This is a genomic window from Mesorhizobium sp. M0189 (genome assembly GCF_040322135.1).
In the GTDB taxonomy this organism is placed as follows: domain Bacteria; phylum Pseudomonadota; class Alphaproteobacteria; order Rhizobiales; family Rhizobiaceae; genus Mesorhizobium.
Genome location: NZ_JAMYSW010000001.1, coordinates 431,840 through 444,158 on the forward strand (window position 1 = coordinate 431,840; position 12,319 = coordinate 444,158).

Below are 12,319 nucleotides of genomic sequence, written 5' to 3' on the forward strand. Positions count from 1 at the left end.
CCATGCGGCCTGCCATTAGCCGCGATGATCGGAGCACCCCATGCGCGCAACGCGCCTCGCATTCAACGCCGTTCTTCTGACAGCGGCTTCCTGGGCGGCTCCCGCTTTTGCGGTGCCGGCGCTGCAGGCGCACCGTGCCGTCTATGATATCACCCTGGACAAGGCGTCGGATCGCTCGGGGATCACCGGCATATCGGGCCGTATGGTCTACGAGTTCAATGGCTCGCCTTGCGAGGGCTACACGGTAAAGTTCCGCCTGGTCACCCAGATCGTCACCAACGACAATACTAGGCTGACCGACCAGCAGATGACCACCTTCGAGGATGCCGAAGGCAAGACCTTCTCCTTCGTCAACAAGTCCTTTGTCGACCAGAACCTCGACAAGGAGGTCAAGGGGACGGCAACGAAGGAGGCCAATGGTCTCAAGGTCGAAATCGACAAGCCCGAGAAGAACAGCCTGGAACTCGCCGCGACCCAGTTCCCGACCCAGCAAATGGTTGAAATGATCGGCAAGGCGGAAAAGGGCGAGCGTTTTTACGAAACCAACCTGTTCGACGGCTCGGAGGATGCCAACAAGGTGATGACCACCACCGTCGTCGTCGGCAAGCAAGCCAATGCCGACAAGACTGATCCGGAAGTGCCGGCGCTGGCCAAGCTCGCCAGCGACAAATACTGGCCGGTTGACATCGCCTATTTCGACGATACCGACAAAGGCGGCGAGGAAGTGCCGGAATACCGGATCAGCTTCAAGCTGCACGAGAACGGCATCACGCGCGGTCTCGTAATGGACTATGGCGAGTTCTCGATGACCGGCAAGCTGGTCAATCTGTCGCTGTTCGATCAGCCAAAGACCTGCCCGTCGAAATAGGCTCGAACCGACGGCAAGCTGCTGCCGGCTGCTCTCCGCGATAGTGGCGCTTGATCTTGCGGGCATGTTGCACCGACTTGAGCATGCCGCAATTGCATATCAACGTCTTACGACGGTAAGCGCCGCGGGGGGAGCAGGTTGAGCAGGATCGACGTTTTTGTGGCGCCGCGGCCCAATGCGACGCTGATCAAGGCCATGACATTCGTCAACCGCATTGTCATGCTGCACGGCATTCCGGGGCTTCGCGACCTGTTGCCGTTCAACCGTCTGGCCGGTCTGCGCGGCGTCGCCAATGTCCGCCACATCGATTTTCCGGAGGACGACCGGCAAAGGTTGAAGGCTTGTTGCGGCGCGGGCAAGGCGACGTTCATCACGCCCAACCATCCGGAGTTCTTTACCGACTGGATGATCGACAAGGAGGTCGTCTCGCGGGTAAGCCCGCTGGCGGCAGCCTGGGCCACGCACGGCGTCGTCAACGGGCTTGGCCGGCTGATGCAGAAATTCTGGCTGGCCAACAATCTAATCGCCCAAATCCCGGGCAATAGCGGGGCCGCCAAGGAACATTCGGTGGCCTGGGCGCTGGAAGGGCACGGCGTTCTCCTGCATCCCGAAGGCGGCGTCGGCTGGCATGCCAACATCGTTGCCCCGCTGCTGCCGGGCGCGGTCGAGATGGGGCTCGAAGCGCTGAAGCGCGGCCGCCTGACGGATCCGGATTTCAAAGTTTGGATCGCGCCCGTGATCTGGAAGCTCGCTTTCACGGGGAATGTCGAGGCAGCGCTGGCAAAGGAGTGCGCCTACGTCGAGCGCAGCCTGAAGATCGAACGCCATGCCGCCGATTCGCTGCCGGAGCGTGTCCATCATATCTATGCGACGTTGCTGTCGCGCGATGAGGCTGCATATGGCCTGCGGTCCGATGAGCGGGTTTCGTATGACACACGTCAGAAGGACCTGCTCGCGGAACTCGGCCGTCGCCTTGCTGAACTTGTCTCGGTCGGCGCCGGCACGCTCGACAGTGCCGAGCTTTTGCGCCGGTCGCGCCGCTGGCTGCGAGAAAACACGGATGATACCGGAAGCCGGAAGCAGGTCCGAACGCTGGCGGATACGATCCAGCGCTTGCGGCGTGTCGGGCCGTGGGCTTCAGCCAATCCGCGCATCACGCAGGAGGAGATCGCCGAACACTTGAAGCGGATCCGCAACGATTATTGCAAGGGTACACTGCGCGATACGATCGATCGTTTCGTGCCGCAGCCGGCAGGCCCACGCCGCGCCCATATTCGGGTGCCGGACCCGTTAGGCTTGCACGCCTATGAAGGCTCCGTCGAGGCGGCACTCGTCGAACTGCACGACCGCATGCAGGGGACCATCACCAGCACCATAGCGCAACTCCAGGCCGGCGGCGGCTTCATATTCTATGCTAATCCCTTCTATCATCGTTAGCGGCGTGTTGGTCGGCGCAAGATGAAGGAGTGCGGCAAGCCTCATGGCGGTCTATGTCGATGCGGCGATCTGGAAATGGGTCGGCCACCGCTGGTGTCATCTGCTGGCAGACGACACCGACGAGTTGCATCGCTTCGCCGCGCAGCTCGGCATCAAGCGCTCGTCCTACCAAGGGCCGCCGAAGACATCGGCGCCGCATTATGACATAACCGGGTTCGAGCGCGACCGCGCGGTGCGGCTCGGCGCCATCGAGTGCAGCCGCGAGGAGATCGTCGCTGTTTTCCGGCGTGTGCGCGTGCCGAGGGGGAAGATGCGACGATGACATTGACGGCATTTTTGGCTTACTGCGCCGCGATCACATTTGCCGCCACGCCTGGTCCGGCGATGTTCACGGTTATCGCCAATGGCGTCTCGCTTGGCTTCGTTCGCGCTTTCCTGGCTGGACTCGGCATCGCCGCAGGCGACGCGGTGCTGGTCACCTTGGCACTGCTCGGTCTCGTGGCGCTGGTACAGGCCTTCGAATGGGTTTTTTTTAATCCTGAAGTATGCGGGTGCTGCCTATCTGGTGTTTCTCGGCATCCGGATGTGGCGATCGGCCTCCGCGCGATCGCATGGACAGCACGCAACCCAGGCAAGACTGTCTCGATCGTTTTTCCTCGGTATCTCCATCGCATTGGGCAATCCCAAGGCGATCCTGTTCCACGCCTCTATCATGCCGCTGATTCTTGACCTCAATACGATGACCTTCGCCGATGGGCTGCTCGTGGTTGCGGTCGTGATCTGCGTCAACATCGTCACCATGGGCTTCTACGCAGCGCTCTCCGGGCGGGCTTCGAGCTGGTTCAAGACGCCAAGGCGCATGCGGCTGATGAACAGGTTTGCCGGCGGCGCCATGATAGGCACCGGTGCGCTGATCGCCGCACGCTGAGCCGCAAGACGCCACAGCGCTTGCGTTTGTCGCGCATCCCCTCTATATGCGCGCACATTCCACACACGGACTTTGGTGTCTGCCCGGGAGAAATCCGGCGGAAACCTCCGGTGGCGTTCGAGGACCAAGTCCAAAAAATGCCTGTGTCCGTGGAGGCTAACCGGAAAGGAAATAAGAATGGCTCTGCCTGATTTCAGCATGCGCCAGCTATTGGAAGCTGGCATTCACTTCGGCCACCAGACCCACCGCTGGAATCCGAAAATGGCGCCCTATATCTACGGCGCCCGCAACAACATCCACATCATCGACCTCTCGCAGACGGTGCCTTTGCTGCACCAGGCGCTGAAGCAGGTTTCCGACACTGTTGCCAAGGGCGGCCGCGTGCTGTTCGTCGGCACCAAGCGCCAGGCCTCCGACATCGTCGCCGATGCCGCGCAGCGCTCGGCTCAGTACTATGTTAACTCGCGCTGGCTCGGCGGCATGCTGACCAACTGGAAGACGATCTCGAATTCCATCCAGCGCCTGCGCAAGCTCGACGAGATGCTGGCCGGCGAGGCTCAGGGCCTGACCAAGAAGGAGCGCCTCAACCTCGACCGCGAGCGTGAGAAGCTCGACAAGGCGCTGGGCGGCATCAAGGATATGGGTTCGACGCCCGATTTGATGTTCGTGATCGATACCAACAAGGAAGCGATCGCCATCCTCGAGGCCAAGCGTCTCGGCATCCCGGTCGTTGCCATCATCGATTCCAACTGCGACCCGGACAAGATCGACTTCCCGATCCCCGGGAATGACGATGCGGCCCGCGCCATCCAGCTCTATTGCGATCTGATTGCCAAGGCTGCGATCGACGGCATCGCCCGCCAGCAGGGCGCACTCGGCGTCGACATCGGCGCATCGGTCGAGGCTCCGGTCGAGCCGGCGCTCGAACCGACCCCGGCCGCCGAGAGCCCGGCAACCCAGACCCCGGAAGCATAATAGCGAAGGCCGGCTGCGGCCTTCATCTTTCCAATATGTTGGCGCGGTAAGCGCTACCGGCACCAGGCGCATCATCGAAACTCGATGGTGCGTCGGTGCATTTAGACAAAGAGGCGACAATGAGCATTTCGGCTGCACAGGTCAAAGAACTCCGCGACTTGACCGGCGCGGGCATGATGGACTGCAAGGCGGCGTTGAACGAGACCAACGGCAACATGGAAGAAGCCATCGACTGGCTGCGCAAGAAGGGCATTTCCAAGGCCGACAAGAAGGCTGGCCGTACTGCTGCCGAAGGCCTGATCGGCGTCGATTCCGGCGTCCGCGAGGCAGCGATCGTCGAGGTCAATTCCGAGACGGATTTCGTTGCGCGCAATGCTGCGTTCCAGGAGATCGTCGCCAATGTCGCGAAGGTCGCGCTTGCCTATGGCGGCAAGACCGAGGCCGTTGCCGCTGCTCCCTATCCGGGCTCGGGCAAGTCGGTCACCGAGACCATCAAGGACGCAGTCGGCACCATCGGCGAGAATCTGGGCTTCCGCCGCTCGGCCAAGCTCACCGTCGAGCACGGCGCTGTCGCAACCTACGTCCACAATGCGGTTGCCGACGGCCTTGGCAAGCTCGGCGTGCTGGTCGCCATCGAGACGACAGGCAACGCGCAGGCCGCCAACGCCTTTGCCCGCCAAGTCGCCATGCATGTCGCCGCCACCAACCCGATGGCCTTGACCACCGAAGAGCTCGATCCGGCCGCGGTCGAGCGCGAGAAGGCGATCTTCGCCGACCAGGCGCGCCAGTCCGGCAAGCCGGAAGCGATCATCGAGAAGATGGTCGAGGGCCGTTTGCGCAAGTTCTACGAAGAGGTCGTGCTGCTCAAGCAGGCTTTCGTGCTCAATCCCGACATCACCGTCGAGAAGGCGCTGAAGGATGCCGAAAGCGAGATCGGCGCGCCGGCCAAAATCGCCGCCTATCTGCGCTTCGCGCTCGGTGAGGGCATCGAGAAGGAAGAGACCGATTTCGCGGCGGAAGTCGCGGCAGCGGTCAAGAAGTAAACTATTCGTTTGAAAGGCTTTTTCGGCCGGGTGTCCGCGAGGATGCCCGGCCGATTTCTTGCGCGGTGTCGATAAAGGCGCGGAGCTTCGGGGCCATCGCGGCGCGGCGCGGGAAATAGAGGAACAGTCCCGGTTCCTCGATCGATGCCTCGCCAAGGACTTCGACCAGCCGGCCTGCCTCGATGTCGGGCTTGACAAGCGGCTCGAACAGATATGCGAGGCCGATGCCGGCAAGGGCCATGTCTTTTGCCGACAGCGGTTCGCTGACGACGACGCTGCCGCGCGTCTCGACGCCGATATCCTTGCCCTGGTCTGACAGATCCCAACGGTAGAGCGCACGTGATCGCAACAGCCGATAGCCGATGCAGTTGCGGGTGGAGAGATCAGCAATTGTTCGCGGCTTTCCGTGGCGGCCGATATAGGCCGGAGAGGCGACAATGGTCGTCCGGAACGGCTGAGTCAGCCGCACCGTCACCATATCCTCGGCGATCATCTCGCCCAGCCGGATGCCGGCGTCGAAACCCTCGCCGACGATATCGCTCAGACGTTCGTCGGTGACGATCTCCACCGTCACGTCAGGGTAACGTTCCGCCATCGCCGTCAGGATGGGCATCAGCGCCAGAGGCAGCGCCAAACGCGGCGCGTTGATCCTGAGCAGTCCGCTTGCCCGGCCTTTGACAGAGCGGATGCGTTCGATCCGGTCGGCAATGTCTTCCAGCGCCGGCTCCGCCGCAGCGACGAGGGCGGTGCCAGCCTCGGTCAGCGAGACGCTGCGTGTGGTGCGGGCAAACAACGGCTGGCCGATTCGCTCCTCCACCAGCCGCACCGCATGGCTGACCGCTGACGGGCTCATGCCGAGCTCGGCGGCCGCCGAGGCGAAGCCGCCACGCCGCGCGACGGCAACGATTATAGGTAGGTGGCTAAGCAGATCGCGATCCATTCATGCATGGTATCGCATAGTCCACTCGGATAATGCAATCTTATCGGATAGGGAAGAAGAACGCATCTTTGGCTGCATCACACGGCAATCGCCGAGCAGCCAAGGAGACGTCCAATGACCGACCTCAAGTCCGAACGAACCCGTAATCTCGAGACAGTGCGTAAATTCTTTGACCTGATGCACCGCAAGGACATTGAGGCATGGGGCAACCTTTGGGCTGAAGATGGCCGAATCCTTGTCTTCTACCCGCCGGCAGGATTTGGAAGCAGCATCGATGGTAAGGCCGCGATCCTGGCGGCCTTCCGAGGCCTCTTCGGCAATTTCGAATCCTTCGACTCCCAGCTGACAGCCGTCTATCCGGCAGCGGATTCGGACGCGATCGTCGTTGAGTACAAGAACCGCGCGATGCTGATTGGCGGCTCTGAATACACCAACAGCAATATCGCGATCTTCCGCTTCGAGAGCGGTCTGATCAGCGCCTACCACGACTATTTCGATCCGCGTCGGTTCCAGGTGGTGGTCGATGCGCTGGCCAAGGCCTGACTGCATATCCCAGGCAAGGACCTCAATCCCGTTTTCAAATTTCAGGAGAAAATCCATGACCATGTCCTACTACACGCTCGGCAACAGCGGGCTGCGTGTCACTCGTCTGGCGCTCGGCACCATGACGTTCGGCACGGAATGGGGCTGGGGCGCGGAGAAGGAAACGGCGCGCGCCTTGGTTGATGCCTATGTCGAAGCCGGTGGCAATTTCTTCGATACCGCCGATCTCTATACCGGTGGCACGGCCGAAACCTGGCTCGGCGAATTCATCGCCGAGCGTGGGCTGCGCGACAAGGCGGTGATCAGTACCAAATTCACCTACAACGCCGAACCGGGTAATCCAAATGCCGGCGGCAACGGCCGTAAGAACATCCTGCGGGCGGTAGACGGTTCGCTGAAGCGGCTCGGCACCGATTACATCGACCTCTACATCCTCCATACCTGGGACAGGCTGACGCCACCGGAGGAGGTGATGCGGACGCTGGACGATCTGGTGCGCGCCGGAAAGATCCGGTATGTCGGTCTGTCCGACGTGCCGGCCTGGTACGCAAGCCGGGCGCAGGCGATCGCCGAGCATCGCGGCTATGAACCGGTTTCGGCGCTTCAGCTCGAATATTCGCTGGCCGAGCGCAACATCGAGCACGAGTTCGTGCCGTTCGGCACGCGCTATGGCGCTGGAATCATGGTCTGGAGTCCGTTGGCCAGCGGCCTGCTCAGCGGAAAATACCGTTTCGATACAATCGTCAAGGATGGTGGCCGGCTGGAGACAATGCGTGGTTCGACCAATCCCGGTTTCCAGAAATTCACCGACCGCAACTGGCAAATCGTCGCCGAACTGGAGAGGGTTGCCGGCCAGCTCGGCCGCAGCATGGCCCAGGTCGCCCTGAACTGGGCGGCAAACAGGCCAGGCATTGCGTCCGTCATCGTCGGCTCCACCAGGCTTGACCAGCTCAAGGACAATCTCGGCGCGCTTGATTTCGACATTCCCGAAGACCTTCGGGCACGGCTCGATGCGGTGAGCCGGCCGGTCACGCCCTTTCCGTATTCGTTCTTCGGCCCTGAAATACAAGGCGGCTTGACCGGTGGGCAGGCGGTTGGCGACAAGCCGGCAAGCTATCTGCCGGATCTGCTCATGCAAGGCACTTTTGCCGGCGTTAGCTGACGGCTACCCCAGCCCACTATCTAAACTTTCCGGCGCGGGCGCCGCGTCACATCGGGGCGCCCTTCGTGTATCGGAACGCCCAGTGTTTCGGGGCGCCACCGAAGCGCGTCACACGCATGATGACGAGGACCAGATGACGGTGAAGCCCCTCTACCGACGTGTCTTGCTGAAAGCGTCGGGCGAAGCGTTGATGGGCGAACAGCATTTCGGCATCGACGTATCGGTGGTCGACCGCATCGCCGCCGACATTGCCGAGGCCCGCGCACTGGGCATCGAGGTCGGTGTCGTCATCGGCGGCGGCAACATCTTTCGCGGCGTCGCGGTTGCATCAAAAGGCGGAGACCGCGTCACCGGCGACCATATGGGCATGCTTGCCACGGTCATCAATTCGCTGGCGCTACGCACCTCGCTCAACAAGATCGGCGTCGACGCCGTGGTGTTGTCGGCGATCGCCATGCCCGAGCTGTGCGAAAGTTTTTCGCAGCGTCAGGCAACCGCCTACATGAACCAGGGCAAGGTCGTCATCTTCGCCGGTGGCACCGGCAACCCGTTTTTCACTACCGATTCGGCTGCAGCCCTTCGCGCCGCCGAGATCGGCGCCGATGCTTTGTTCAAGGGCACTCAGGTCGATGGCGTCTATTCGGCTGATCCCAAGAAGGACCCGAACGCGACACGCTTCGAGCGCATCAGCCATAGCGACGTCATAAAACGCGGGCTTTCGATCATGGATACCGCGGCGATTGCACTTGCGCGCGAAAACAACATTCCGATAATCGTCTATTCGATCCACGAGAAGGGTGGTTTCGGTGATATCCTGCGTGGCGGCGGCCGTTGCACGGTTGTCGCCGACGATTAATCCGGACCGTGAACCCGAAAGAGGGACCAGTTCGCGGATTGAGGCTCGAACAGGGTTTACCCTCAAGGCAGTGAACCCGGGCTAAACGGGTCGAGGAGACGATGATGAGTGGCGAATACGACGATCTCAAACGGCGCATGGACGGGGCGATCGCCGCGTTCAAGCATGATCTGGCTTCGCTGCGCACCGGCCGCGCGTCGAGCAGCCTGCTCGACGCCATCCAGGTGCAGGCCTACGGCACCGCCATGCCGATCAACCAGGTGGCAACCGTGTCGGTGCCGGAGCCGCGCATGATCTCGGTTTCGGTCTGGGACAAGTCGATGGTCAGTGCCGTCGACCGCGCCATCCGTGAATCCAATCTCGGCTTCAATCCTATCGTAGACGGCACCAATCTCAGGATCCCGTTGCCTGAACTCAACGAGCAGCGCCGCAAGGAGCTGGTCAAGATCTCGCACGGCTATGCCGAGAATGCCCGCGTCGCTGTGCGTCACGTTCGCCGGGACGGCATGGACTTTCTGAAAAAGGCGGAAAAGGACGGCGACATCAGCGAGGACGACCACCGCAAACGGGCCGACCAGGTTCAGAAACTAACCGACGAGACAATCAGCACCATCGACCACCTGCTTTCCGACAAGGAAGCGGAAATCATGCAGGTCTAGGGTCTGGCCACGGCTGGCCCGGAAGCGAGAACATGGCAACGCCCGCGCATGTCGCGATCATCATGGACGGAAACGGACGCTGGGCCAAGGCGCGCGGCTTGCCGCGGCTCGCCGGTCACCGCGCCGGCGTCGAAGCGCTGCGCAAGACGGTGCGCGCCGCCCCTAACCTCGGCATCTCCTTCCTGACCGTTTACGCTTTCTCGTCGGAAAACTGGTCACGGCCGAAATCCGAAGTCAGCGACCTCATGGGCCTGCTGAAGCTTTTCATCCGACGCGATCTCGCCGAGTTGCACCAGAGCGGCGTCCGAATCAGGGTCATCGGTGACCGGGCAGGGCTGCAGCCCGACATAAGAGGCCTGCTCGAGGAAGCCGAAACGCTCACTCTCCGCAACGAGGCGCTGACGCTGGTCATCGCCTTCAATTATGGCGGGCGCGACGAGATCGTCCGCACAGCGCGCAAACTCGCCGCGGCGGTGGCGCGTGGCGAGATCGACAGCGAAGCGATCACGGCAGAGTCCTTCGCCAACTCGCTCGACACAGAGGGCATCCCGGATCCGGAACTGGTCATCCGCACCAGCGGCGAGCTTCGGCTGTCGAATTTCCTGTTATGGCAGGCCGCCTACAGCGAACTTGTTTTCCTGCCTTGCTACTGGCCCGACTTCAGTCGCGAGCACCTGTCCGATGCACTGCGCGATTTCGCCGGCCGCGAGCGCCGCTTCGGCGGACTTGCCGCCCAAGACGTCGCCTCGGGCTGAGGGATGAGCAACCTTCAGCTCCGCGTCATTTCGGCCGTCGTGCTTGCCATCGTCACGCTCGGCCTGACCTGGCTTGGCGGACTGCCCTTCCGGTTGCTTTGCGCTGCCATGGCGGCGGTGATCTTCTACGAGTGGACGCGGATGAGCCGTCCAGCTGCCCCGACAGGTGTTAATGCTGCGACAGGTCTTGGCTTTCTGCCCGAAGCGCTGATCGTGGTCTTTATCGGTGCCCTCATCGCCGGCCTGTCAGCGTCTTTGCTGCTGCCGCTCGTCGCGGCTCTGGTTGCTGTCGCTGCCATCGCGGCGTCGATGCGCAAGGCAGGACCGTGGGAAGCATCCGGCCTTGCCTATGCGGCGGTTTCCGGCCTGTCGCTGGCCTTCTTGCGCGACGGCGACCGTTCCGGGCTGCTGGCCATCCTCTTTCTGTTCGCCGTGGTTTGGGCGACCGATATTTTTGCATATTTCGTCGGCCGCTCCGTCGGTGGTCCAAGGCTGGCGCCGTCGATCTCGCCGGGCAAGACGCGGAGCGGGGCGCTCGGCGGGGCGATCGGCGGCGTGGTGGCCGGGCTGCTGCTGGCCGCCGTAGCCGGAACGGGCAACCTTGTCGTGCTTGGCGTGATCGCACTGGTGCTTTCGATTGTCGCGCAAGCCGGCGACCTGTTCGAATCATGGGTCAAGCGACACCACGGCCGTAAGGACTCCGGCGCGCTGATACCCGGCCATGGCGGCATCATGGACCGGGTCGACGGGCTTGTCGCGGCGGCTTTCGCCCTATACGTCATCGGCTGGATTTCCGCGACCGCCGACCATCCGGCACAGGGACTGTTCCCGGTTTGAGCGGCATCCGACGGCGGGCTGGTGCGGGTTGCGCCATGGATTCGCCTGGATTGATGTCACAGTCGCGGCGTGACCTGCGCCGTGGATGAATTTGAGGGCATGAATTGAACGAGATTCTTCACGCGGTTTTCAGCACAGAGGGCTTTGTCCTCGGCACGCTGGTGCCTTTCTTGTTCGTGCTGACCGTGGTCGTTTTCGTCCACGAAATGGGCCACTACCTCGTCGGCCGCTGGTGCGGTATCGGCGCAAAGGCCTTTTCGATCGGTTTCGGCCCTGAAATCATCGGCTTCAACGACAGCCGCGGCACACGCTGGAAGCTTTGCGCCATACCGCTCGGCGGCTACGTCAAGTTCGTCGGCGACATGAACGCGACGTCGAGCCAACCCAGCTCGGAGGAGATCGAGGCGCTGAGCGACGAAGAACGCAAGGTCGCCTTCCACACGCAGCCGATCTGGAAGCGCGCGGCGACAGTGGTGGCGGGGCCGCTGTTCAACTTCCTGCTGACGATCGCTGTCTTTTCCGTGCTTTTTTCTGTCCATGGCCGTCCCGTGCTGGAGCCGATGGTGGCTGAGGTTACCGTCGGCAGTCCGGCGGCGGCGGCCGGCATCATGCCCGGCGACCGATTCGTCAGCGTCGACGGCAGCAAGGTCGAGACCTTTGCCGACGTCCAGCGTCTGGTCTCCGGCCGTGCCGGCGACAGCATCACCTTCGTCATGCTACGCGGCGGCAAGGAAATCACCGTCACGGCGACGCCGCGCTTGATGGAACAACAGGACGCACTGGGCAACAAGGTCCAGGTGGCCGTGATCGGCGTCGTCAACAACAAGGAACTCGGCCAGCCACGGCTGATCACCTACAGTCCGGCCGGGGCGGTCGGGGCAGCGGTCCAGGAAACCGGACACGTCATTCAGCGCACCGGCCAGTTCCTGCAACGTTTCGTTGTCGGTCGCGAGGACAAGTGCCAGCTGGGCGGCCCTATCAAGATCGCCAAGATGTCGGGTCAGGCGGCAAAGCTCGGCTTTGAATGGCTCGTACAGCTTGTTGCATTCCTGTCAGTCGGGATCGGGATTCTCAACCTTTTGCCGATTCCCCCCCTCGACGGAGGGCATCTTCTGTTCTACGGCGTGGAGGCTGTCATCCGGCGGCCGGTGTCCGAACGGATGATGGAAATGGCTTACCGAAGCGGCCTCATATTGGTGCTCGGCTTCATGGGCTTTGTTTTCTGGAACGATCTGTTTGGGTGCTGAAATCATGAAGGAATTTGGCTTCGGCACGAGCAATGTTGAGACGCCGTTTACCATGCGTGGGGATATGCG

The 12,319-nt window shown here is 62.1% G+C and carries 14 protein-coding genes and 1 pseudogene; 14 read left to right on the plus strand and 1 reads right to left on the minus strand.

Annotation, left to right across the window (positions count from 1 at the left end; all coding sequences use genetic code 11):
* Nucleotides 1–40 precede the first annotated feature (40 nt).
* The 7 genes and pseudogenes from NKJ09_RS02070 (at nucleotide 41) to tsf (ending at nucleotide 5,251) form a co-directional block, all read left to right on the plus strand.
* Nucleotides 41–868, plus strand: a complete 828-nt coding sequence (locus NKJ09_RS02070) for a cell envelope integrity EipB family protein (protein ID WP_023717738.1) — start codon at nucleotides 41–43, stop codon at nucleotides 866–868.
* Nucleotides 869–1,006: 138 nt separating this feature from the next.
* Nucleotides 1,007–2,305: a lysophospholipid acyltransferase family protein gene (locus tag NKJ09_RS02075; protein ID WP_352494599.1), complete on the plus strand. Its 1,299-nt coding sequence runs from the start codon at nucleotides 1,007–1,009 to the stop codon at nucleotides 2,303–2,305.
* Between the two features lie 43 nt (nucleotides 2,306–2,348).
* Nucleotides 2,349–2,627: a DUF4031 domain-containing protein gene (locus tag NKJ09_RS02080; RefSeq protein ID WP_023717736.1), complete on the plus strand. Its 279-nt coding sequence runs from the start codon at nucleotides 2,349–2,351 to the stop codon at nucleotides 2,625–2,627.
* Nucleotides 2,628–2,689: 62 nt separating this feature from the next.
* Nucleotides 2,690–2,770 (plus strand): annotated as a pseudogene (locus NKJ09_RS02085) (LysE family translocator); the annotation flags it as partial.
* Nucleotides 2,771–2,888: 118 nt separating this feature from the next.
* Nucleotides 2,889–3,233, plus strand: a complete 345-nt coding sequence (locus NKJ09_RS02090; protein ID WP_352494600.1) for a LysE family translocator — start codon at nucleotides 2,889–2,891, stop codon at nucleotides 3,231–3,233.
* A gap of 177 nt (nucleotides 3,234–3,410) precedes the next feature.
* Entirely contained in the window at nucleotides 3,411–4,208 is a 798-nt protein-coding gene (gene rpsB / locus NKJ09_RS02095) for a 30S ribosomal protein S2 (RefSeq protein ID WP_023717734.1), read from the plus strand.
* Between the two features lie 119 nt (nucleotides 4,209–4,327).
* Nucleotides 4,328–5,251 (plus strand): translation elongation factor Ts, encoded by a 924-nt coding sequence (gene tsf, locus NKJ09_RS02100; RefSeq protein ID WP_023717733.1) that lies wholly within the window; start codon nucleotides 4,328–4,330, stop codon nucleotides 5,249–5,251.
* A 1-nt stretch (nucleotide 5,252) separates the two neighbouring features.
* Here the strand turns inward: tsf and NKJ09_RS02105 are convergent, their stop codons facing one another.
* Entirely contained in the window at nucleotides 5,253–6,191 is a 939-nt protein-coding gene (locus tag NKJ09_RS02105; RefSeq protein WP_023717732.1) for a LysR family transcriptional regulator, read from the minus strand.
* 114 nt (nucleotides 6,192–6,305) lie between these two features.
* Here NKJ09_RS02105 and NKJ09_RS02110 point away from each other — a divergent pair, with 114 nt between their 5' ends.
* From NKJ09_RS02110 to rseP, 7 genes are all read left to right on the plus strand, one after another.
* On the plus strand, nucleotides 6,306–6,734 hold the full coding sequence (locus tag NKJ09_RS02110) for a nuclear transport factor 2 family protein (protein ID WP_352482295.1): 429 nt from the start codon (nucleotides 6,306–6,308) through the stop codon (nucleotides 6,732–6,734).
* Between the two features lie 55 nt (nucleotides 6,735–6,789).
* A complete protein-coding gene (locus tag NKJ09_RS02115; protein ID WP_352482296.1) occupies nucleotides 6,790–7,896 on the plus strand; it encodes an aldo/keto reductase in 1,107 nt (368 codons plus the stop codon).
* Nucleotides 7,897–8,029: 133 nt separating this feature from the next.
* Complete coding sequence (gene pyrH / locus NKJ09_RS02120) at nucleotides 8,030–8,752, plus strand: UMP kinase (protein WP_023717729.1); 723 nt, start codon at nucleotides 8,030–8,032, stop codon at nucleotides 8,750–8,752.
* A gap of 104 nt (nucleotides 8,753–8,856) precedes the next feature.
* A complete protein-coding gene (gene frr / locus NKJ09_RS02125; RefSeq protein WP_084642476.1) occupies nucleotides 8,857–9,411 on the plus strand; it encodes a ribosome recycling factor in 555 nt (184 codons plus the stop codon).
* A gap of 32 nt (nucleotides 9,412–9,443) precedes the next feature.
* Nucleotides 9,444–10,166 carry an isoprenyl transferase gene (locus NKJ09_RS02130; RefSeq protein ID WP_023717727.1) on the plus strand — a complete coding sequence of 241 codons (723 nt, stop codon included), beginning with the start codon at nucleotides 9,444–9,446 and terminating at the stop codon, nucleotides 10,164–10,166.
* 3 nt (nucleotides 10,167–10,169) lie between these two features.
* The gene (locus NKJ09_RS02135) at nucleotides 10,170–11,003 is read left to right on the plus strand and encodes a phosphatidate cytidylyltransferase (protein ID WP_352494601.1); all 834 of its coding nucleotides are present in this window, start codon (nucleotides 10,170–10,172) and stop codon (nucleotides 11,001–11,003) included.
* 104 nt (nucleotides 11,004–11,107) lie between these two features.
* Nucleotides 11,108–12,250 (plus strand): RIP metalloprotease RseP, encoded by a 1,143-nt coding sequence (gene rseP, locus NKJ09_RS02140; protein ID WP_352482672.1) that lies wholly within the window; start codon nucleotides 11,108–11,110, stop codon nucleotides 12,248–12,250.
* Nucleotides 12,251–12,319: the final 69 nt, after the last annotated feature.

Excerpts from the sequence above, each read along its gene's own strand:
- NKJ09_RS02115 (WP_352482296.1), top strand. The coding sequence starts at position 6,790 with ATGACCATGTCCTACTACACGCTCGGCAACAGCGGGCTGCGTGTCACT.
- tsf (WP_023717733.1), top strand. The coding sequence starts at position 4,328 with ATGAGCATTTCGGCTGCACAGGTCAAAGAACTCCGCGACTTGACCGGC.
- NKJ09_RS02110 (WP_352482295.1), top strand. The coding sequence starts at position 6,306 with ATGACCGACCTCAAGTCCGAACGAACCCGTAATCTCGAGACAGTGCGT.
- pyrH (WP_023717729.1), top strand. The coding sequence starts at position 8,030 with ATGACGGTGAAGCCCCTCTACCGACGTGTCTTGCTGAAAGCGTCGGGC.
- NKJ09_RS02130 (WP_023717727.1), top strand. The coding sequence starts at position 9,444 with ATGGCAACGCCCGCGCATGTCGCGATCATCATGGACGGAAACGGACGC.
- rpsB (WP_023717734.1), top strand. The coding sequence starts at position 3,411 with ATGGCTCTGCCTGATTTCAGCATGCGCCAGCTATTGGAAGCTGGCATT.
- NKJ09_RS02090 (WP_352494600.1), top strand. The coding sequence starts at position 2,889 with ATGTGGCGATCGGCCTCCGCGCGATCGCATGGACAGCACGCAACCCAG.
- NKJ09_RS02070 (WP_023717738.1), top strand. The coding sequence starts at position 41 with ATGCGCGCAACGCGCCTCGCATTCAACGCCGTTCTTCTGACAGCGGCT.
- NKJ09_RS02080 (WP_023717736.1), top strand. The coding sequence starts at position 2,349 with ATGGCGGTCTATGTCGATGCGGCGATCTGGAAATGGGTCGGCCACCGC.
- NKJ09_RS02135 (WP_352494601.1), top strand. The coding sequence starts at position 10,170 with ATGAGCAACCTTCAGCTCCGCGTCATTTCGGCCGTCGTGCTTGCCATC.
- NKJ09_RS02105 (WP_023717732.1), bottom strand. The coding sequence starts at position 6,191 with ATGGATCGCGATCTGCTTAGCCACCTACCTATAATCGTTGCCGTCGCG.
- frr (WP_084642476.1), top strand. The coding sequence starts at position 8,857 with ATGAGTGGCGAATACGACGATCTCAAACGGCGCATGGACGGGGCGATC.